This is a genomic window from Aeromicrobium piscarium, assembly GCF_007421815.1.
GTDB lineage: Bacteria > Actinomycetota > Actinomycetes > Propionibacteriales > Nocardioidaceae > Aeromicrobium > Aeromicrobium piscarium.
Genome location: NZ_VLNT01000003.1, coordinates 136,681 through 155,587 on the forward strand (window position 1 = coordinate 136,681; position 18,907 = coordinate 155,587).

The following is an 18,907-nucleotide window of genomic DNA, read 5'->3' on the forward strand; positions in this document are numbered from 1 at the left end:
ACTCGGGAAGTGTCGACATGATCGGAATCGACGTAGGTGCCACGGATGTCACCCACAGCGACGGCAGCACGTTCCTCCACAGAGTCCCCGACACCCCCGCGGATCTTCTCGCCCGCGTCGCCGGGGACCTCCCCGATGTCCGTGTCGATGAGAACGGATGTTCGTTGCGGCCCGCCCGAGAGATCTACGCGACGATCGTCGCCCGGTCGATCCCGCCGCGTCATCGCGGATCGACCGTCGCACTGGCCACTCCGGCCTGGTGGAGTCCACGCGTGATGGACCAGGTCCGCTCGGCTCTACTGGCGCAGTCGCTCGAGGCGGTGCTGGTCAATGAGGCCGAGGCGGCTGTCGCCGAGCACCAGGCGGCGGGGCACCGTATGCCCGAGACGGTGGCCGTCGTCAGCGTCCGGGCGGCGTCCAGCAGCGTCGCGATCGTGGAGCATTGCCAGGAACGGCCCGCCGCGCGGGTGGCCCCCGCGTTCGTCCTCGACGAAGGCGGGGACCGGCTCGATGTCGCTGTCCTGCACCATCTGGTCGACGGTCTCACCGATCTGGGCGACATGATCGACGGTGAGGATGTGGCGACCATCGCCGCTGCCCGCGAGGCGTTGCGCCACTGTCGCGAGCTACGTGAAGCCCTCTCGGTGAGCACGGTGGAGTCGCTGCATCCGGAGCTGCCGGGAGCCGATCACCACCTCCGATTGGTGCGCAGTGAGCTCGAGGAACTCGCTGCCCCCTGGATGGCCTCGGTGACCCGTATGGTGGCCTCCGCCCTCGACCAGTACGGGCGGCCGGTCGACGCCCTCCTCCTCGTGGGAGGACTCGCCGCCATGCCGATGGTCAGCCAATATCTCTCGGCCGAGCTGGCCGTCGAGGTACTGGTCGCGCAGGAGCCGCGGCTGGTCGTCGCGCGGGGTGCGCGACGGCTTCTCCCCGAGGAGGTTCCGGCAGGCCGGGGGAGGAGGGTCGGCTCCTGGTTCCGCGGCAGCTCGCGTCGCTCGAAGACGACGCGGGTCGACGGCCGCCGGCGTCGGGAGGAGACCCCGCAGATCGACGCACCGCCAGGAAGGGTCGCGCTGGCACTACCTCCCGGTTCGCTCGATGACGCGGCTCCCGAACGCCTGGTCGAGGAGTTCACACCGGTCTCCGGCCCCGCGCCTGCCCGCGGACATCGGCAGCTGACGTCATGAGCGCCGGCGCCCTTCAAGAGCTCGAGGTCTCGATGCCCGACCTGCCCGACGACGCGACAACCGCGCGGCGCACGCTGCAGCTGCACGTCGCGCTCAGCTGTCCCGCGAACGCCGCCGAGCTCGCGCGCAGGGTCGGCCGTCCGGAACGCGCCGTCCGCGACGACCTCGACGCGATGATCGCCAACGGCACGATCCATGTGCAGGAGGGCGTCCTCCGCACGTCCGCGGCGGCGCGGCTGGTCGCCGAGGCACTTCCCGGCGAGGTCCGCGAGATCCACGATCTGGTGCTCGCCGATGTGGATGCCGCGAGTGCGCGTCCGGCGACGTTGATCGCCCTGGCCGAGTCCGGGTGCCGGGACCCGAAGCTGCTCGGGCATCTGGTCCGCGTCGTCAACGAGCATCCCGATGGCGCTTCGGTCACCGCGATCCTGAACGCGGTGGCCCGATCGACCGGGCTTGAGGACGATGGGGTGCAGCTACTGCGTGCCACCGATGCGTCCATCCGGGGCCGGACGGAACTCGTGTTACGTCTCACCGAGGCTCTGGTCACCGCGGGTTCGGCTGCGACGCGCAAGCGAGCCGCCGTCTTGGCGGCCGGTGCCCATGTGCAGAGCGCGCGACTCGAGCGCGCTGGGGCACTTTACCGGCATGTCGGTGGGGACGAGCTCGGACAGGACGCCGCCTGGGCGGTGATGTCCGCGCTCGGGCGGGGCGATCTGGAGGCCGCCCGCGTGTGGCGCGCGGCGATGGGCGATGACGCACTGACGAGTCAGTCGTCCGGCCTGCTCGACTTCGCCGACGGACTCCTGCGCAGCGTCGAGGAACCGGGTTCGGTCTCCCTCGATCGACTGGCACGTTCGCTGTCGGCCTTGGGGCCTTTCGGCGCTGAGCTCGTGCTACCCGACACTCCGGCCGCCGTCGGCGCGCTCTTCGCGATCAGCCGCGGAGAGCCCGCCACGGCGGAAGTGCTGCTCGACCGCGCGCTGCGCGCGGGTCTCGGGGGTGAGGCGGGGCGTCGTCGCCATCTGCTGGTCTCCGCCTGGTCGCTCATGGTGCAAGGTCGGCTACACGCCGCAGATCAACGCGTCGAGTCGCTCGGTTCGCCCGAGGAGCTGGGGGACCGGGACCTGTTGTTCTACTGGGGGCTGCGCGCCGGCCTCGCTCGGCGCCGCAGCGATGCGCACGAGACGCGCGCCGCGTGGCGCGAGTTCCGCGATCGCACGCTGGGCGTCAGCCTGAGCCTGTACGACCTCCTCCCGCTGGGGGAGATGATGGTGGTGGCGGCGCGGTTGCACGATGCTGAGCGGGTGGCTCCGATGGTCGAGCAGGCACTCTCGGTACTCGAGGGACTCGGACACCCGCCGTCGTGGGCCGCGCCACTGCACTGGTGCGGTGTGCAGGCGGCCTTCCAGAGTGAGGATCCGGCAGCGCTCATGCCCCACGCCAATGCGCTCGCCACAGCCGCCTCGCGCAGCTCCTATGCCGCGACGCTGGCGCGGGCCGGTCGCACCTGGCTGGATGTCCTACGTCGGGAGGCCGATCTCGCCGCGGTGGAGGTCAGCGTGCGCGAGCTCGCCGCCACCGGCCACGTCTGGGACGCGTCGCGGCTCGCGGGTCAGGCGGCGCTGCAGCATCCAGACCGCGAGGGGACCCTCGCGATGATGCAGCTGGCCCGCGAAGTCAGCAAGAGCCACCAGCAGACCCAGCCAGTGCCGCTGCGGTCCTCGACGCTCACTGCCCGGGAACTCGAGGTCGGTCGGCTGGTGCTCGACGGCCAGGGCTATCGAGCGATCGGCGAGCAGTTGTTCATCTCGCCGAAGACGGTCGAGCACCATGTGGCGCGGATCCGCAACCGGCTCGGCGCCACCAGCCGCGGCGAGCTCCTGGAGATGCTGCACGACATCGTGACCGCGACGGATCAGTGAGCCAGGGGAGGGGAGCGGCGCCGGACAGCGGGCTACTCCGGCGTCGCCCCGGCCTCTCGGAGCAGGCGCGCCACCTCGCCCCGTGACGACAAGCGGAGCTTGCGGAGCACATTGGAGACGTGCGAGCGCACCGTCGCCACCGACACGACCATCGACTCGGCGATCTGATTGTTCGAGCGTCCTTCGGCGAGCTGCTCGACGATCTGCCGTTCACGGTCCGTGAGGGTGGCGAGGAGACGCGCGGCGGGGCTCTGAGCAGCTGGCGACGCGGGGGAGAAGCGGGCACGGACGGCCGACAGATAGGCCTCGGCACCGAGGCGTTCGAGGATCTCGATGGCCTTCTCGGTCACCCGACGTGCCTCCTCGTGAGCGCCTTGCTCGTTCAGGAAGACGCCGAAATCGGCGAAGGTCAACGCCTGCGGGAGGGGGAGACCGTCGACCGCGACGGCGGACTCATAGTGGCGCCGCGCGGTCGACGCGTCACCGCGGGCCTCGGCGAGCCGCGCGCGCAACCAGTCGAGGCTGCCCCAGTACTCGAGCCAATGGACGTCCCGCCAAGCAGCCAGCTCTTCGATCAGGTCGGCCGCTTGATCCAGTCGTCCGAGATCGATGAGGGCCAGAACACGGTAGGTGAGGTAGCCGCGGTGGGTATTGGACAGCCGGTCGACCGTCGGCCCCTGGCTCGCGCGCAGCACTCCTTCGGGGTCGCCCGCAGCACGGGCCGCCTCGCATTCGGCCATCACGGCGGTGTCCGCCGCGTAGCCCTCCCACATGATCTCGTGCTGGTGCCGGGCCAGCTCGAGATGGCGCTCGATATCGCGGCCGCCGCGGATTGCCGCGATGATGGCGCGCAAGGCCGCGAAGGTCGGCCGTGTCTCGACATCGAGGGCATCGAAGGCGATCTCCTCGGAAAGATCGATGAGGGTGCCCGCCTCGGCGTAGTCGCCGCGCAGGACGAGACAATCGGCGAGGATGAGCCGGGCCGTGCCGGCCGCCCACGGCTCGCTGACGCGATCGAGGAGTTCCACACCCCGGCGGGCGAGACGTTCGCCGGCCGCGAAGCGGCCGAGGGCCAGTTCGGCGCCGCTCACGGCCACGAGGCTGTCGACCTTCAGCGGACCGTCGGGCATCTCCTCGATCCGTCGTTCCAGCTCGGGAAGCGCTTCGGCGACGGCCGGCAACTCGAACATCCGCTGGTCGTGCACCGTGCGATAGCAGTCCAGCAGCACCAGATACTCCTGGGGCGCGACCATCCAGGCCAGACGTGCGTCACCGAGCTCGACGGCATCGGCGGGTGCCTTCTCGAAGAGGGTCCGCGCGTGGTCGATGAGCAACGGAACCATGGACGGGTCGTTCGTGCGCATCGTCATGATGACCACCAGGAAGGACAGGAAGGCCGAGACGGTGCGATCGTCCGGGTCGGAGCTCTCCAGCGCGAGCAACGCCATCACCTGCTCCTGGGGGAGCTCGCTCTCGACCCGGTGGGCGGCGAGCACGATGAGGATGAAGTCGCGCAGCGTGGACGGGGGGAGCCGTTCGTATTCGTCGGCGAGGTCGAGGATCAGATAGCCGGTCTTGCCGCGGATATGTGCCACGGCGAGGCTGATCAGCAGTTCCTGGCGCGTGGCGGTGTCGTCGGCGAGATCGAGCGCGGTCCGCAGGATGTCCGAGGCGTTGCCGAATCCACCGTGATCGAGGGCCTCCGATACGTAGTAGTTGACCTGTTTGCCGAGCTCTTCTGACCACTGCTCCGCGCCTTTCAGAGCGTGGCGGACCGAACGATAGCCCGAGGTAATCGTGGCGAGGGCGCGGGAGATCGCGCGGACCCGGTCGGCGGCGATCGTGTCGCGGATGGCCTGCGCGACCAGAGCATGCCGAGGCACGATGGTGGCACCGAACCCGGACTCGCTGAGCACGCCCGCTGCGCTGGGCTCGGACAGCTCGACCGGCTCGCCGAGCAGATCCGCCGCGGCATGGAGATCGGCGCGGGACATCTCGTGTCCGGCGAGGCAGACGATCTCGGTCGTCGCGCGCGCCGGCGCGCTCAGCTCACGGAAGCCGTGCAGCAGCGGATTCTCGTCGCTGGTCGCCCCGCGGATCGGCAGATCCCAGATGAGGTGAAGGTGGGCCACCTCATCGGGTGTCAGCTGACGCAGGATCGCGTCCAGGCGCAGGAACGAGCCGCTGGTCGCCTTGAGCAGCCGCTCGCCGGTGCGCGCGGACACGCCCGTGCCCAGGCGGTCGGCGGCGAAGGCGCGGATCTCGTCGGTCGTGAGCGGGTCGATCTGGTGGACCAGGTCCTGCGGGCTGTGGGAGATGAGCTCGGCGAGCACCTGTCCGAAGGACCCCTGCTCGTAGGGAGTCCGGGCCCCGAAGCCGAGAAGGACATGGCGCCGATGGATGCGGGGGATGACGTACCGCAGGACCCGCTGTGATTCTGTGTCGATCCATTGAACATCGTCGATGAGCACCACGGCTCCGTCAGCGGCGTTCTCACGGAAGCGGCGGAGGCACTCGCGGGCGACGGGGATCGGCTGCGTCTCACGGTCGGGCTCGAAGTCCCAGCCGTCGAACAGGCCGCTGGCAGCGAAGCGCTCGATGAAGCTGTAAGGCTCGCCGCACTCGATCTCGTCGGCATTGGCGAAGTAGACCGGCCAGGAACTGGATTCCTGGCCGGCGATGCCGAGCTCGCGCAGGAGGAAGGTCTTTCCCATGCCTGCCATGCCTTCGACCAGCAGCGTGAGGCCGCCTTGGGCCACCGCCTTCTGCACGACATCGGCGGCGAACCGTCGCCGCTCGAAGGCAGGCGAATACGGCGAGTCCCGAAGCATGGGCTCATGTTAACCCCAGTCATAGGCCTGATTCGGCCTGTTTCAGGGGCCCGAGAGAACCATTTTTCCCTAGGCGCTGCGTGGTCCGGGCTCCACTCTAGATCGATCCGATAATGCACATTATGTCAACTTGTGTCCAGAGAAGCCTTCTCGGCACGACCCGGTGTCCCTCCGTCATCGTCCCAACGCTCCCCTTCGTCCTCCGCGGCAGGGTTCACCCTGGGCGCCGCCTGGAAGTCGATGAGTGCGGCCTGCGATGTGAGCGACTGAAGCCTGTTCGCCTCCCGAGTCTGGGCGTCGCGAGCCCGCCGGTCGCGCGCATCGTCCTCGTCGTGAATCTGCTGGACGGCGTCGTCGATCACACGCGTGAGGTGGTAGCCGAGCCCGGCGGCGAGCTCACGCAGAGTGGTCTCGGTGACCATGAGTCGCCGATCGGCGACCGCCAGCCGGATGTCCCGATAGCCGGCCGCACCGAGCTCCTCGCGGACGGCGTGCCCTTCGATCCGGCTCTTCTCCGCCCCGGTGACCCGGCGTGAGAGCACGATCGGCACGGTATAGCGGTCGGGCCCACCGGGGACACCGACATCAGGTGGCAGGCCACCGACGAGTACCTCGGTGAGTCTCAGCGGGCTCATCGCCGCGGACGCGGATGCGGATGCGGACATCGTGTCCCCCACTTCTGCCGTGTTCCTCCGCCGCCGAAAGCCACGGAGAGAAAGGCCTTCGCATAGACACCGGACGACACGTCGCCGGCGATGGATACCGCGGCTGTGCCCAAGCGTGTTGGGAGCCGGAACGGACACACGGCGATTCGTTCTCGTCGCGGCCGCATCGACGTGCTGGCCGTGGTACTAGACCCGCGGATCGTGTACTCGATCTACGCGACATGGTGTTCGAAGGAGATGTGGCCTGGTTGCCACCTACCTGCAGTCTAGCGCGCGTCACCCATTCCCTCGCGACCAGCAGTAGGTGGCTCCAGCGCGTAGGCTGGAGGCGCGCGTCGAACCTTTCAGAGTGTCAGGCAAAGGGCCCGCAGAAGGCGGCCTACCATGTTCTACACCAGCGGTAAACCATCCTCCGGCGCAGTGCGATCGGCGGATGAGTTCACTAATCTCTACACCGGGCTCATGCACGAGGTCCGCGACCAAGGCCTGTTGCGTAAGCGACCCGCGTATTACTACCGCCAGATCGCCGTCGCCGTCACGACCTTCGCCGCGCTCTGGGCAGCGGTGGTGCTCATCGGCGACTCGTGGTTCCAGCTGATCCCGGCGGCCGTGATGGGGATCGTCCTCGCCCAGTTCGGCTTCCTCGGACATGACGCGGCCCACCAGCAGATCTTCACCTCCCGCGCCGCGAACGCGTGGACCGCGCGCATCCTGGCCGGGGCCTTCGCCGGGCTGAGCTACGGGTGGTGGCGAGGCAAGCACAACAAGCACCATGCCGCGCCCAATAAGGAGGGATACGATCCCGACATCGCCCCTGGGGCCATCGCCTTCACCCGCGACATCGTCGAGTCTCGCACCGGGTTCACCGGGTGGCTGGCGCGGCGTCAGGGATGGTTCTTCGTTCCGCTGCTCACCCTCGAAGGGCTGAACCTGCATGCCTCGAGCATCCGCGCGCTACTCCCCCGTCAGCAGCTGCCGTGGAGACGACTCGAGCTCGTCATCGTCACGACTCGCCTCGCGGCGTTCGTCGCGCTCCTGGTGCTGCTGCTCCCGCCCGGGATCGCCGCGGCTTTCTTCGCGGTCCAGATGGCGGTATTCGGCCTCTGCCTGGGCGGATCCTTCGCGCCGAACCACAAGGGCATGCCGATCGTGCCGGCCACCATGAAGATCGACTTCCTGCGGCGCCAGGTCCTGATGTCACGCAATGTCCGAGGGAACTGGTTCATCGACCGGGCGATGGGCGGGTTGAACTACCAGACGGAGCACCACCTCTTCCCGAGCATGCCCCGACCGACTCTCAAGCGCGTCCAGCCCCTGGTCCGCGACTATTGCCGCCGCCATGGCATCGCCTATACCGAAGAGACGCTCTTCACCTCCTACGGCATCGTCATCAGATACCTCAACGACGTGGGCCTTCGTGCCCGCGCACCCTTCGACTGTCCTCTCGCTCGCGAGATGCGCTGATCGACAGGCCGCTGCCCCGCCGCGGCGGCTCACTCGGGAAGGCGCGCGAGCAGTTCCCCGTTCACGATCGCGAACCAGGCGTCCGGCTCTTCTCCCCAGGCCCGCCAGCCGGCGGCGATCCGGACGAGATCGTCACCGGTGACACCGTAGCGACCGGCCTGCTCGGCGAACAGCTCGGCGGAGTACCGCTCGGCCTGACTATGCCCCCACCATCGGCAGGTCTCGGAATCGGCGTAGTTCCATGTACCGGCCGTGTAGCGGACATCGGTCAGGCCTGCCGCTTGGGCCCAGGTGCGCATCCGCCTGGCCGCGTCGGGCTCGGCGCCGTTGCCCCGTGCCACTCGACGGTAGATAGTCCGCCACTCCTCCAGCTCCGGGAGTTCTGGATACCAGGCCATGGCCGCGTAGTCGGCGTCGCGGGCAGCCACCCAGCCGCCGGGCTTGGCCACCCTCGCCATCTCCCGGAGCGCGCCGACCGGATCGGTCAGGTGCTGAAGCACCTGGTGGGCGTGCACGATGTCGAAGCTGTCGTCTTCGAAGGGCAGCGCCATCACATCACCCAGCTCGAAGCGGGTACGGGTGTCCCCTCGCTCGGCAGCACCCGCGCGGGCCGCGACGAGCGGCTTCTCCACGTTCTCGATTCCCACCACGACACCCGGTGCGACGATCTCAGCGAGGTCCAGAGTGATCGTTCCCGGGCCGCAGCCGACATCGAGGACGCTCATCCCCTGCCGCAGCACCGGAAGGAGATAGCCCGCGGAGTTCGCCGCCGTGCGCGCACCATGCGAGGCCAAGGTGGCACGCTCGTGTCCATGCGTGTAGCGGGAAGATTTCACTATCCGAGACGTTCTCGCTCATATTCCGAGACGATGCCAGGTGGACCCCAGCCCCGTCGAGGACCCGGTCGCATCGTGGACATCGCGAACGCCACGGCCACCCGCGGATCAGTCCACCACGACGTCGACGGCGAGACGGCAGTATCGACCAACGAAGCCCTTCAGCGCCCCGATGTCGATCGCGGACACCGCGGTGGGCGGCAGGCCGCGCAGATGGACCGTGGTGCCATGCGCATCCCATAGCGATAGCTCTGGGACCAAGAGCCGTCGCTGCGCCGGTTCTCATGCACGAGCTCCTCGCACACCGCAGCCACAGTGGACATGCCGCGTCTGGGCGCGCCATCGGGAAGCGTCGGTGGCGTGGCGGCAGCGTAGAACCGGACGTCGGGCGTGGCCATGACCGGCTTGCGGATCATCGTGCCGTCGACATCTCGACGCGTGTCGGTGCCCGTCCGTCGTCGCTGACAGTGACACTCGACCGGTGGATACGGACCATTGCGGTGCCGATCCTGCCCTGCGCCTCGGCTTCGTCATCGGCGTAGGCCAGCACTTCGAGGATCATGTGCACCACCTGCTCCACGCCGATGTCCCCCACCGACCGTCGCGCCTCGTCGAGGTGGGCGATGTCGACATCGCGCGACCAGTCGTGGGTCAGCGTGACCCACGACGTCCGATCCCCCTCCGGCTGAAGGTGCCGTATCAGCCGCCGCTCCACGGGGCCATGCGCATGGCGCACGGCGACGTCGCCGGTGTCCTGCCATCCAGTGGCCTCATACAGTGCGATCGCCCGGTCGTTGGTGTCGATCACCCATAGCTCCAGCGTTGGAAAGCCCTGTCGTGCGGCTTCCTCACCAAGGTGGTGCAGGAGCGCGGTGCCGATGCCCTGTCCCCATTTCGCGGGCTCCACAGCGAGATACCGGAGTTCGAGCCGATCCTCGTGCGGGACGATGACGCTGAAGCCGACCGGATGGTCGGTGTCATCAGCGATCTGCAACGAGGAGCCGGGCGCCGAGAGCGCGGACCGTATCCCCCGCACCACGCTCGCTGTGTCCTGCGGATCGACGCCGTCGCGTCGGGCGGTCGCGCGAGCCCAGATTCCAGCGGCGCACAGCTGCGCCCCCTCCCCGGAGACGGCGCGAATCATGTACGGCGAGGTCAATGACCGCCTCGGCTGGTGACGATGCCGCGCACGTAGGCGGCCTGTCCTGCGTGCTGTAGGCCATCGGCGATGACGCTGACCAACCTGACCGCCAGTGACACGGGCGGGTCCCAGCGCTCGTCCACGATCCGATCGAGGTCCTCATCGCGCAACGTCGCGACATAGCGTCGTGTCCGCTCAGTCACCGCTCGGAGATAACCGGCGAGCAGATCGGCTGAAGCGACCACCGAGTCGACCTGCTCGCTGGTGTATCCGTAGCCGGTGTCCTCGACGGGCACCGGCAGGTCGAATCGCTCGTGCCATCCTTCGGCGACCCACGCCTGAGCGCCTCCGCACGCGTCGGCGATGTGGTCGTCCTGCACCCGGGCCAGGTGCCAGACCAGCCAGGCGATCGAGTTGTTTCCTCCCGGACGTTCCGCGAGCTCGTCCCGCGAGAGATTGCCGAGGGCCGCGGCCGCGGCCGACTCGATCCGGGTGAAGGCATCGTCAAGGAGAGCTGCTGTGGTGACCATGTCTCCACGCTACGACCGACCGCTCTCCCCTGCCATCCGCTGCGTTTCCTACCGTCGACGCGCGCCCGGCGCCGACCATCCGCGGCGCATCGACACGAGGCGCAAGCCCAGGCACACCAGTGCCGGCCCCACGTACACGATCCCGGCCGCGCCGAACGCCTCGGCCACCGTCGTGAGGGTGGCACCGACGATCGCGGGGATCGCATAGAGTTCGCCGCTGAAGACCACCGGCGTGCGCCCGGACAGCACATCGCGGACGATGCCGCCGCCCACGGCCGTGAGGACTCCGAGCAGCACCGCCGTCGCGGGCGTGATGTCGTGACTCAAGGCGGCGATCGTGCCGGTGACGCAGAACGTCGCCAGACCGACGGCATCGAGCAGCATGACGACACGTTCTCGACGCAGCACGCGGTCGTGCTGCCAGAAGATCAGCGCGGCCGCGAGAGTCGCGGTCAGCAGCCGTTCCCAGCTACCGATGTTGACCGGCGGGTTGACGCCGAGCAGCACATCGCGGAGGACCCCTCCGCCGAGACCGGTCATCATGGCCAGGACGACGAGACCGACGATGTCGAAATCCCGACGGACCCCGACGAGAGCGCCGGTCATCGCGAAGACGAAGATGCCCGAGAACTCCAGCACCGCGAGGACGGTTGCAGTCACCACGACATCGTAGGGCGCGCCACAGCTTCACCCTCCGCTCCCCCAGCGCCAGCGGTGAGTTATCCCGCATCTCGCCCGTGGGCGGTGAGCTGTCACGCACTTTCGTCGTCGGAGTGCGGGATGGCTCACCGCCCATCCGCGGCGATCACTCACGGCCCGGGCAGGAGACTCGCGAGGCGATGCATGGGGAAACCGTCGCGCGTGGGACGAAGGATGTGCTTCCACGGTTGCCCTGACCACCACGAAGTCACATCCTTCGTTCTCGCCCGACGGAGGATGTGCTTCTGTGGTTGCCCCGGCAGCCACGGAATCACACCCTCCGTCCCACGCGGCGCAGGAAACAGCTCACCGGCGGCCTCACCGATCCCCGGCAGAGCGGGAGCATGGCAGCATCCCAAATCGCGTTCGTTTGGTTCTCGGGATCATCCCCGCTCGTGCGGGGAGCACGTGCGGGCGGTGCCCACCGGGTCGACGGCACCGGGATCATCCCCGCTCGTGCGGGGAGCACACCTTCGGGTGGTCGGCGAACCCGTCGTCGATGGGATCATCCCCGCTCGTGCGGGGAGCACTGGCGCGTAGGTGATCGTCATGCCGTCTTCCCCGGATCATCCCCGCTCGTGCGGGGAGCACATCGTCGCCCGGGCGCTAGCCGGCGTGCTGCTCGGATCATCCCCGCTCGTGCGGGGAGCACGGCGTGCGCCGACTCGCAGCCGGACTCGCGTGAGGATCATCCCCGCTCGTGCGGGGAGCACGCCCATCTTTGGCGCCATCGGCGCGTTCGTCTCGGATCATCCCCGCTCGTGCGGGGAGCACTAGCGAGGAAGCAGACAGCTCCGAGTTCGTCGAGGGATCATTTCCGCTCGTGCGGGGAGCACGCCGAGTACCCCGACGGGTCACCGGCCGCCTGGGGATCATCCCCGCTCGTGCGGGGAGCACTACCGCAGCACCACCGACGTAGCATCACCGGCGGGATCATCCCCGCTCGTGCGGGGAGCACTCGGTGTCGTCATCGAGGATCAGCCGGCCCTCCGGATCATCCCCGCTCGTGCGGGGAGCACTTGCCCAGGATCATCACGCCCTCAAAGCGAGCGGGATCATCCCCGCTCGTGCGGGGAGCACTCGCTGCTGCGGCGACCTGGATCGTCACCCACGGGATCATCCCCGCTCGTGCGGGGAGCACCTCGTGGGCAGGGGTAGAAGCTGACGCGCGCAAGGATCATCCCCGCTCGTGCGGGGAGCACTAGTCGCCCCCACCGGAGGGATAGGCGTGGACAATCATCCCCGCTCGTGCGGGGAGCACGGCAACAGGACGCCGAGCGCATGGCCGAACAGCCAATCATCCCCGCTCGTGCGGGGAGCACATGGCGTCCGCTGGCGAAATCGACTTCGCCACGCAATCATCCCCGCTCGTGCGGGGAGCACGCTTGCTGACCTGCGCAAACACACGTCGAGGAGCGGTTTCGGCATCACTTTTCTACCACGCCCACGTCTCGTTTGTGAAAGACGCCATCCCCGTCTACGGCGACTCCCCCGAGCACTCCGCTGCGCTCCGTGCAGGGAGGTACCCCCACCACGCCGGATACCTCGAATGCCGCATCAACCCCCGAGACGGCATCCCCGAATTCCGACGACCCGGCACCCGACAATGGAAACGCAACCACCGATGGCGACCCTGATCATGACCGCGGACGTAACCTGGAGGCGAGGTGGTTCGATGACGCGTGATGACAGCCGTCAGCGCGCCATGCGCTACCGCATCGGTGACGAGGACCCGCCGGCTTCCGAAACTGAGCAGAGCGAGTACGAAGCGGGCCGCGAACGCCGTCTCGAAGCGCAACCGTTGTGGATCGACCAGCAGATCCGCTCAGCCATGGCTCGCGGCGACTTCGACAACCTCCCCTACGCCGGCAAGCCCCTGCCCGACCGGCTTCTCAGGAACGACCCGGACTGGTGGGTCAAACAGCTCATCGAACGCGAACGCGTCAGCGGAGTCCTTCCCCCAGCACTGCAACTGCGCAAGGACGACGCAGCCCTGGGCAGTCTCCTCGACGCCATCTCCTCGGAACGGCGAGTCCGGGAGGAGATCGAATCGTTCAACGCCCGCGTCATCGAGGCCCGGCGGCAGCTCCTCGGCGGCCCACCGGTCGTCACCCCTCTGCGCGACGTCGAGGCCGAGGTCACGGCCTGGCGAGAACGCGCCGAACACCGTCGTGTCGCTGCGCAGCGCCATGACGACACGCCGACCAGTCGGTCACCACGCCGGCGCTGGCTCCGGCGCCGGAGCGCATGACTCTACATATCGAGCTCCCAGGCCGATACGACCTCCACCGCTCCCTGAGCCCGCTCCGACGTGGTCAGTACGACCCGACATTCCGGCGACGAGGCGACGAGATCTGGAACGCTGTCCGCTCGCCAGAAGGACCCGCCACCCTACGCCTCCGGCAGCTCACGCCCTCCCTCGTCGAAGCCGACGTATGGGGTCCCGGTGCCGAATGGGCCGCACACCGCCTACCCGAGCTGCTCGGTGCCGCCGACGATCCCGAGAGCTTCACCCCCTCGGACGCATTGATGGCCGACCTCCACCGCCGCACGCCAGGCCTACGCCTGCCGCGAACGCTGCGCGTCCTCGACGCCCTCGTCCCCGCGATCATCGAGCAGAAAGTCCTCGGCGTGGACGCGTTCAACGCCTGGAGCCGCATCCTGCGCCATGCGGGCACCCCCGCGCCCGGCCCGGCGCCCGCCGGGCTCCTCGCCCCACCCGACGCCACCGGCTGGTCCTCCATCCCCGCCTGGGAATGGCACCGAGCAGGCGTGGGACCGCAGCGCTACCGCGCCATCCAGGCGGCGGTCCGCGTCGGAGAGCGACTTCAACAGCTGCCCTCCGAACGCCTGCCGGCAGGCCTCTCCCCCATCCCCGGCGTCGGCCCCTGGACCATCGCCGAGACGATCGTCCGGGTCCATGGCGACAGCGATGCCGTGCCGTGGGGCGACTACCACCTCGGACGCCTCGTCGGGACGGCCCTCGCCGGACGCATCGTCGACGACGACGCCACCATCGCCCACCTGCTCGCCCCCTACGCGCCCCACCGATATCGCGCCCTGCGTCTCCTCGCGCTCCACATCAGAGTCCCCCGTCGAGGTCCCCGGCGCGCCCGCGTCGACTACCGCGCCCACTAGGGTGAGCTCCTCAACGAGCGGCACCCCGCGAACCGTCTGACACTGGACGCGTGGAGCAACGATTCGTCGGGCATATCGCCGGCATGGGCACCACCTCAGGCACCCGGCTCGTGGTCGGCGTGTGGGAGCACTCCCCCTTCGGTCGCTTCTGCGATGTGATGGTCGAGGAAGCCACCGGACACCGAACCCTCCTCGCTCCCACGCCCGACACCGCCGACTACGTGTCAGCCACCTATACCTTCGACTCCGTCGACATCGCACCAGTGACCCTCACCGTCGACAACGCGCTCTGGGCGGTCCGGCATCGAGCACTCACCCTCGACTGGCAGGTCGGCAGACGTCGACTGCTCGGCGCGCTGCTTCACCTCGTCCCCTCCGGGCTCCGTGAGAAGGAAACGTGGGCCCAGGCCATCGACCCAGTCGCACGCATCGTGCAGCCAGGCGTACGTACCCACGGGACGGCCGGAAACGACCGGACCGAGTGGTACGCCGCCGACGATGTCCGTGCCATCGTCGCCGCGACCGGAACCTGGCGCGGTGCCTCCCTCGGCACGCTCGCACCGCTGAGACCGCCCGTCTCCTTCGGATTCTCCTCCGCACCCCGCAGCCCGTCCCTGACCAGCGTGACGAGCATCGTCCGCGATGACGACACCCGTTAGAGTGCCGAGCATGGACGCCCAGATCAGGACCGAAGGCGAGTTACGCGAGATCCTCGGAGAACCGCACCCGCGCATCCGCGACAAGGACCGTGACCGGCTGGCCGACGTCCATCGGACCTTCATCGAGGCCTCGCCCTTCTGCCTCGTGGCGACCAGCGGCGCCGACGGCAGCTGCGACGTGTCGCCCAAGGGCGATCCCGCCGGCCATCTCGCGACCGTGCTCGACGACCGCCATCTCGCGCTCGCCGAGCGTCCCGGCAACCGCCGTGCCGACGGCTTCGTCAATCTCCTGACCAATCCGCACATCGGGCTGATCTTCGTCGTCCCGGGACGCGGCGACACCCTCCGGGTCAACGGCACCGCGCGGCTGCTGCGCGACGCCCCCTACCGGGACCGCCTGGAAGTGAAAGGGCACCGCCCGCAGATCATCTGCGAGGTCGAGATCGAACAGGTCTTCTTCCACTGTTCCAAGGCATTCCTGCGTTCTCGGCTCTGGGACCCGGAGTCGTGGGACGTGGAGTCAGTCCCCTCGCGGGCGCGGATCGCGCACGCCTTGGAGCGCGCCGATGAGCCCCTCGCCGATGTGGTCGCCTACTACGAGAGCCCGGAGTACGCGGCGAATCTCTATCGCTGATCGCGCACCGCGGCGCCCTTCGCGCGCGCCGCATCGGCGAGACCTTCCTGGAACCGCAGAACACGTTCGGTCAACTCGGTATCCCCGGCCGCAAGCATGCGCACGGCCAACAGCCCGGCGTTGCGGGCATTGCCGATCGAGACGGTGGCGACGGGCACTCCGGCCGGCATCTGCACGATCGAGAGCAGCGAATCCATGCCGTCGAGATACTTCAACGGCACGGGCACGCCGATGACCGGCAGGGGGGTGACGGCGGCCAGCATGCCGGGCAGATGCGCAGCTCCCCCGGCTCCGGCGATGATCGCCTCGAGACCCCTGCCGTGAGCTTCGCGACCGTAGTCGAGCATCTCGGTCGGCATCCGGTGGGCCGAGACCACGTCGGTCTCGTAGGCGATGTCGAACTCCGCCAAGGCGTCCGCGGCCGCGCGCATCGTCGGCCAATCCGAGTCCGACCCCATGACGATCCCGACGCGTGGTCGTGGGTTCATTGCTCTCCTCCGTCGGTGAGAACAGCGGCGCTGCGGCGAGCACGCGCCAGAACATCGTCGAGATCGTCGCCCACGGCCGTGACATGGCCGACCTTACGGCCCGGCTTCACGGACTTGCCGTAGAGGTGGATCTTGACATCGGGTTCGGCGGCCAGGGCGATTGCGCGCTGAGCCCGCAGATCGGTGACGCTACCGCCCAGCACGTTGACCATGACGGTCCACGGTTGGCGCGGCCGGGGTGAGCCGAGGGGCAGATCGAGCACGGCGCGCAGGTGATTCTCGAACTGACTCGTCAGTGCGCCGTCGATGCTCCAATGACCGGTGTTGTGCGGGCGCATCGCGAACTCGTTGACCAGCACGCGCCCGTCCTCGGTCTCGAAGAGTTCCACCGCGAGCATGCCGACGACATCGAGCCCCTCGGCGACGGTCAGGGCGATACGGCTCGCGGCCTCGGCGAGCTCATCGTCCAGACCGGGGGCCGGCGCGATGGCCTCGACACAGATGCCGTCGGACTGACGAGATTCGACCACCGGATAGGAGACCGTATCGCCGGACGGCCGACGGGCGATCTGGGCCGAGAGCTCGCGTGTGAAGGGGACGAGCTCCTCGGCCAGCAGCCGGGCGCCGCGTTCCCGCACCACGGAAAGCGGGTCATCCAGGTCATGGACCGCATCGACCCGCCAGACCCCCTTGCCGTCGTAGCCGCCGCGCGTGGTCTTGACGATGAAGGGCCAGCCGATCTCGTCCCCGAAGGAACGGAGCCGATCGGGCGCCTCGGCATCGGGCTCGACGATGCGAAAACGGGGGCCTGGCACTCCGAGCTCATCGAGCTTGAGCCGCATGTCGCCCTTGTCCTGGGCGTAGATCAGGGCTTGCGGGCCGGGACGGCAGGCGACTCCCTCGTCCTGCAGCGCCCGCAGATGGGCCGGAGGCACGTGCTCGTGGTCGAAGGTCACCGCGTCGGCGCCCGCGGCGATCCGGCGCAGCGCCTCCAGGTCGGTGTAGTCCCCCACCTCGTGGTCGACGATCACCTGGGCGGCCGACACATCCGGCCCTTCGGCCAGCAGGCGGATGTCGATACCCAGTGCGATGGCGGGCTGTTGCATCATCCGGGCGAGTTGTCCGCCACCGATCACAGCGAGTTCAGGCACGGGTATCACCCTAGCGAGCCCCGTGGCGGCCAGCTCAACGGCTGCGGAAGCCGCGGCGCTCCGACACCGTGATCGGCGAGACATTGCCGAACCCGCGCAGCAGGCGTGGCGGAAGGACCCGCGTCTCGAAGTCGTCGCCGAGCCGGTCGGCAGTGGTCTTGTCGATGAGGACGCGGTTGCTCCGGGCGACGTGAGAGAGCCGGGCCGCGAGGTTGACCGGTGGTCCGAAGACATCGCCCAGGCGGCTCAACACCGATCCGGTGGCCAGTCCCACTCGCAGGCTGGGCAGCCCGTCGCTCGTGGACAACCGTCGGACGATCTCGAGCGCGATACGCGTCGCCTGGACCGGATCGGGGCAGACGTAGAGCACGGCGTCGCCGAGGGTCTTGATGACCCGGCCGCCGTGCGACGTGATGAGGTCGGTGGCGCGGGTCTCGAAAGTCTCGACGATCCGGGCGAGGCCGGCGTCGTCCAGCTCGTTCGACAGCGCCGTGAATCGCGACAGGTCCGCGAAACCGACGGACATCGTGGTGGAGAGCAACTCCTCGTCAAGCGCGCCCTGAGCCTCGAGTCGGGACGCGGCGGCCGCCAGGTGGCGTCGCCAGGCGTGGATCATGAGCTGCTCGAAGGCCGGGCCGGCCGTGGCGACGAGCGCCATCGCCGCCTCCATGCGGTTGCCGGCACGTCCCTCGTCGACATCGTGTTCCAGCTGGTCGACGAGCGTCGAGACCTGCCAGTCGGCCAGACGTGCCATCGTCTGCCCGACGGCGCGCGTCAGCCGGAAGATGGTGTCCTCACCGAGCACACCATGGTCGATGGCGGAGGCCACGATCGCGACCGCCTCGGCATCCGACTCGCCGAAGGCGGCATCCTCCCCCGGGTCCGGGAAGCCCAGCGCGCGCCACAGACGCCGGGTGTTCTCCGGGGACAGGCCGCCCTTCTCGGCGACCTCGTCGCTGGTCAGCTCGAGCCGGGAGCCGAGGATGAGCGAGACGAGCTCGTCGCGCTCATCAGCTCGATTCGCCACGAGGAACCTCCTGATGCGTGTCGTGGGCGTCAAAGACCAGCCCGCTCACGGTGCGGTGAAAGCGTTCGATGCGCGGGATGTCGTGGAGTTTGAGCCCCTCCTGCTGCGACGCATCGTGCACGACGAGCGTGCCACAGCCGAGGAGGCGATCGTTCAGATGCTTCTCGTAGTTGACGTCGTTGATGCGCATGAGCGGGATCACCCGGCCGGTGCGGGTGAGGATGCCGCGCTGCTCGACGATTCGCAGATTCGTCAGCGTGTAGGTCCACAGGTACCAGCGCAGGAACGGGATCAGCGTCGTGATGACGAACAGCACCGCGGCGACCGCGATGACGATGCCGCGGGCCCAGCCGTCGCCGCGCGAGCCGATGAAGCCGACGGCGAATCCGGCGACGCCCATGAGCACGAGTCCGAGCAGGAACGGAACGAAGAGGACCTTGATGTGGGTGCGCGTCTCCTCGACGACTTCCTCTCCGTCGAGAAGGAGCTTGCGAGACAGGCTCATGCCGGCACCTGCCAAGAAAAACGT

At 68.7% G+C, this 18,907-nt stretch carries 18 protein-coding genes and 1 CRISPR repeat array; of the genes, 7 read left to right on the forward strand and 11 right to left on the reverse strand.

The features are described from left to right. Positions 1 to 17: 17 nt before the first annotated feature. Entirely contained in the window at positions 18 to 1,190 is a 1,173-nt protein-coding gene (locus FNM00_RS05650; protein WP_185972996.1) for an Hsp70 family protein, read from the forward strand. Continuing rightward, positions 1,187 to 3,115 carry a LuxR C-terminal-related transcriptional regulator gene (locus FNM00_RS05655; RefSeq protein WP_143912297.1) on the forward strand — a complete coding sequence of 643 codons (1,929 nt, stop codon included), beginning with the start codon at positions 1,187 to 1,189 and terminating at the stop codon, positions 3,113 to 3,115. Before FNM00_RS05650 ends, FNM00_RS05655 begins: the two co-directional genes overlap by 4 nt. A 32-nt stretch (positions 3,116 to 3,147) precedes the next feature. Here FNM00_RS05655 and FNM00_RS05660 read toward each other — a convergent pair whose 3' ends face one another. Together FNM00_RS05660 and FNM00_RS05665 are read right to left on the reverse strand one after the other, a co-directional pair. Next, positions 3,148 to 5,946, reverse strand: a complete 2,799-nt coding sequence (locus FNM00_RS05660; RefSeq protein WP_143912299.1) for a helix-turn-helix transcriptional regulator — start codon at positions 5,944 to 5,946, stop codon at positions 3,148 to 3,150. Positions 5,947 to 6,071: 125 nt separating this feature from the next. After that, positions 6,072 to 6,611 carry a hypothetical protein gene (locus FNM00_RS05665; RefSeq protein WP_143912300.1) on the reverse strand — a complete coding sequence of 180 codons (540 nt, stop codon included), beginning with the start codon at positions 6,609 to 6,611 and terminating at the stop codon, positions 6,072 to 6,074. A 462-nt stretch (positions 6,612 to 7,073) separates the two neighbouring features. Between FNM00_RS05665 and FNM00_RS05670 the strand changes: the two genes are divergently transcribed. Then, complete coding sequence (locus FNM00_RS05670) at positions 7,074 to 8,075, forward strand: fatty acid desaturase family protein (RefSeq protein WP_246065075.1); 1,002 nt, start codon at positions 7,074 to 7,076, stop codon at positions 8,073 to 8,075. Between the two features lie 29 nt (positions 8,076 to 8,104). Here the strand turns inward: FNM00_RS05670 and FNM00_RS05675 are convergent, their stop codons facing one another. The 5 genes from FNM00_RS05675 to FNM00_RS05690 form a co-directional block, all read right to left on the reverse strand. Further along, positions 8,105 to 8,869: a methyltransferase domain-containing protein gene (locus FNM00_RS05675; protein WP_246065076.1), complete on the reverse strand. Its 765-nt coding sequence runs from the start codon at positions 8,867 to 8,869 to the stop codon at positions 8,105 to 8,107. A gap of 150 nt (positions 8,870 to 9,019) precedes the next feature. After that, positions 9,020 to 9,172, reverse strand: coding sequence for a hypothetical protein (locus FNM00_RS18800; RefSeq protein ID WP_185972997.1), 153 nt, complete (start codon positions 9,170 to 9,172; stop codon positions 9,020 to 9,022). A gap of 151 nt (positions 9,173 to 9,323) precedes the next feature. Next, a complete protein-coding gene (locus FNM00_RS05680) occupies positions 9,324 to 10,055 on the reverse strand; it encodes a GNAT family N-acetyltransferase (RefSeq protein ID WP_246065077.1) in 732 nt (243 codons plus the stop codon). Positions 10,056 to 10,066: 11 nt separating this feature from the next. After that, positions 10,067 to 10,582, reverse strand: coding sequence for a mycothiol transferase (locus FNM00_RS05685; protein WP_143912308.1), 516 nt, complete (start codon positions 10,580 to 10,582; stop codon positions 10,067 to 10,069). A 48-nt stretch (positions 10,583 to 10,630) separates the two neighbouring features. Next, complete coding sequence (locus FNM00_RS05690; protein ID WP_246065078.1) at positions 10,631 to 11,242, reverse strand: trimeric intracellular cation channel family protein; 612 nt, start codon at positions 11,240 to 11,242, stop codon at positions 10,631 to 10,633. A 419-nt stretch (positions 11,243 to 11,661) separates the two neighbouring features. Next, positions 11,662 to 12,664: a CRISPR direct-repeat array (repeat unit 28 nt; unit sequence GGATCATCCCCGCTCGTGCGGGGAGCAC). Between the two features lie 292 nt (positions 12,665 to 12,956). Here FNM00_RS05690 and FNM00_RS05695 point away from each other — a divergent pair. The 4 genes from FNM00_RS05695 to FNM00_RS05710 are packed head-to-tail and all read left to right on the forward strand — an operon-like array spanning position 12,957 to position 15,712. Beyond that, the gene (locus FNM00_RS05695) at positions 12,957 to 13,532 is read left to right on the forward strand and encodes a DnaJ family domain-containing protein (RefSeq protein ID WP_185972999.1); all 576 of its coding nucleotides are present in this window, start codon (positions 12,957 to 12,959) and stop codon (positions 13,530 to 13,532) included. Beyond that, the gene (locus FNM00_RS05700) at positions 13,529 to 14,419 is read left to right on the forward strand and encodes a DNA-3-methyladenine glycosylase family protein (protein WP_143912311.1); all 891 of its coding nucleotides are present in this window, start codon (positions 13,529 to 13,531) and stop codon (positions 14,417 to 14,419) included. The genes FNM00_RS05695 and FNM00_RS05700 overlap by 4 nt, the downstream gene beginning before the upstream one ends. 50 nt (positions 14,420 to 14,469) lie before the next feature. Then, positions 14,470 to 15,078 (forward strand): hypothetical protein, encoded by a 609-nt coding sequence (locus FNM00_RS05705; protein WP_221933612.1) that lies wholly within the window; start codon positions 14,470 to 14,472, stop codon positions 15,076 to 15,078. A 10-nt stretch (positions 15,079 to 15,088) separates the two neighbouring features. After that, the gene (locus FNM00_RS05710) at positions 15,089 to 15,712 is read left to right on the forward strand and encodes an MSMEG_1061 family FMN-dependent PPOX-type flavoprotein (RefSeq protein ID WP_143912314.1); all 624 of its coding nucleotides are present in this window, start codon (positions 15,089 to 15,091) and stop codon (positions 15,710 to 15,712) included. Here FNM00_RS05710 and purE read toward each other — a convergent pair. From purE to FNM00_RS05730, 4 genes are read right to left on the reverse strand one after another with little or no spacing between them, the layout of a single operon-like run. Beyond that, on the reverse strand, positions 15,703 to 16,200 hold the full coding sequence (gene purE, locus FNM00_RS05715) for a 5-(carboxyamino)imidazole ribonucleotide mutase (protein ID WP_143912316.1): 498 nt from the start codon (positions 16,198 to 16,200) through the stop codon (positions 15,703 to 15,705). The genes FNM00_RS05710 and purE overlap by 10 nt on opposite strands. Then, a complete protein-coding gene (locus FNM00_RS05720) occupies positions 16,197 to 17,351 on the reverse strand; it encodes a 5-(carboxyamino)imidazole ribonucleotide synthase (protein ID WP_342778535.1) in 1,155 nt (384 codons plus the stop codon). The genes purE and FNM00_RS05720 overlap by 4 nt, the downstream gene beginning before the upstream one ends. Positions 17,352 to 17,385: 34 nt before the next feature. Then, positions 17,386 to 18,378, reverse strand: a complete 993-nt coding sequence (locus FNM00_RS05725) for an adenylate/guanylate cyclase domain-containing protein (protein ID WP_246065079.1) — start codon at positions 18,376 to 18,378, stop codon at positions 17,386 to 17,388. Further along, positions 18,362 to 18,883, reverse strand: coding sequence for a PH domain-containing protein (locus FNM00_RS05730; protein WP_143912319.1), 522 nt, complete (start codon positions 18,881 to 18,883; stop codon positions 18,362 to 18,364). Before FNM00_RS05730 ends, FNM00_RS05725 begins: the two co-directional genes overlap by 17 nt. Between the last annotated feature and the right edge of the window lie 24 nt (positions 18,884 to 18,907).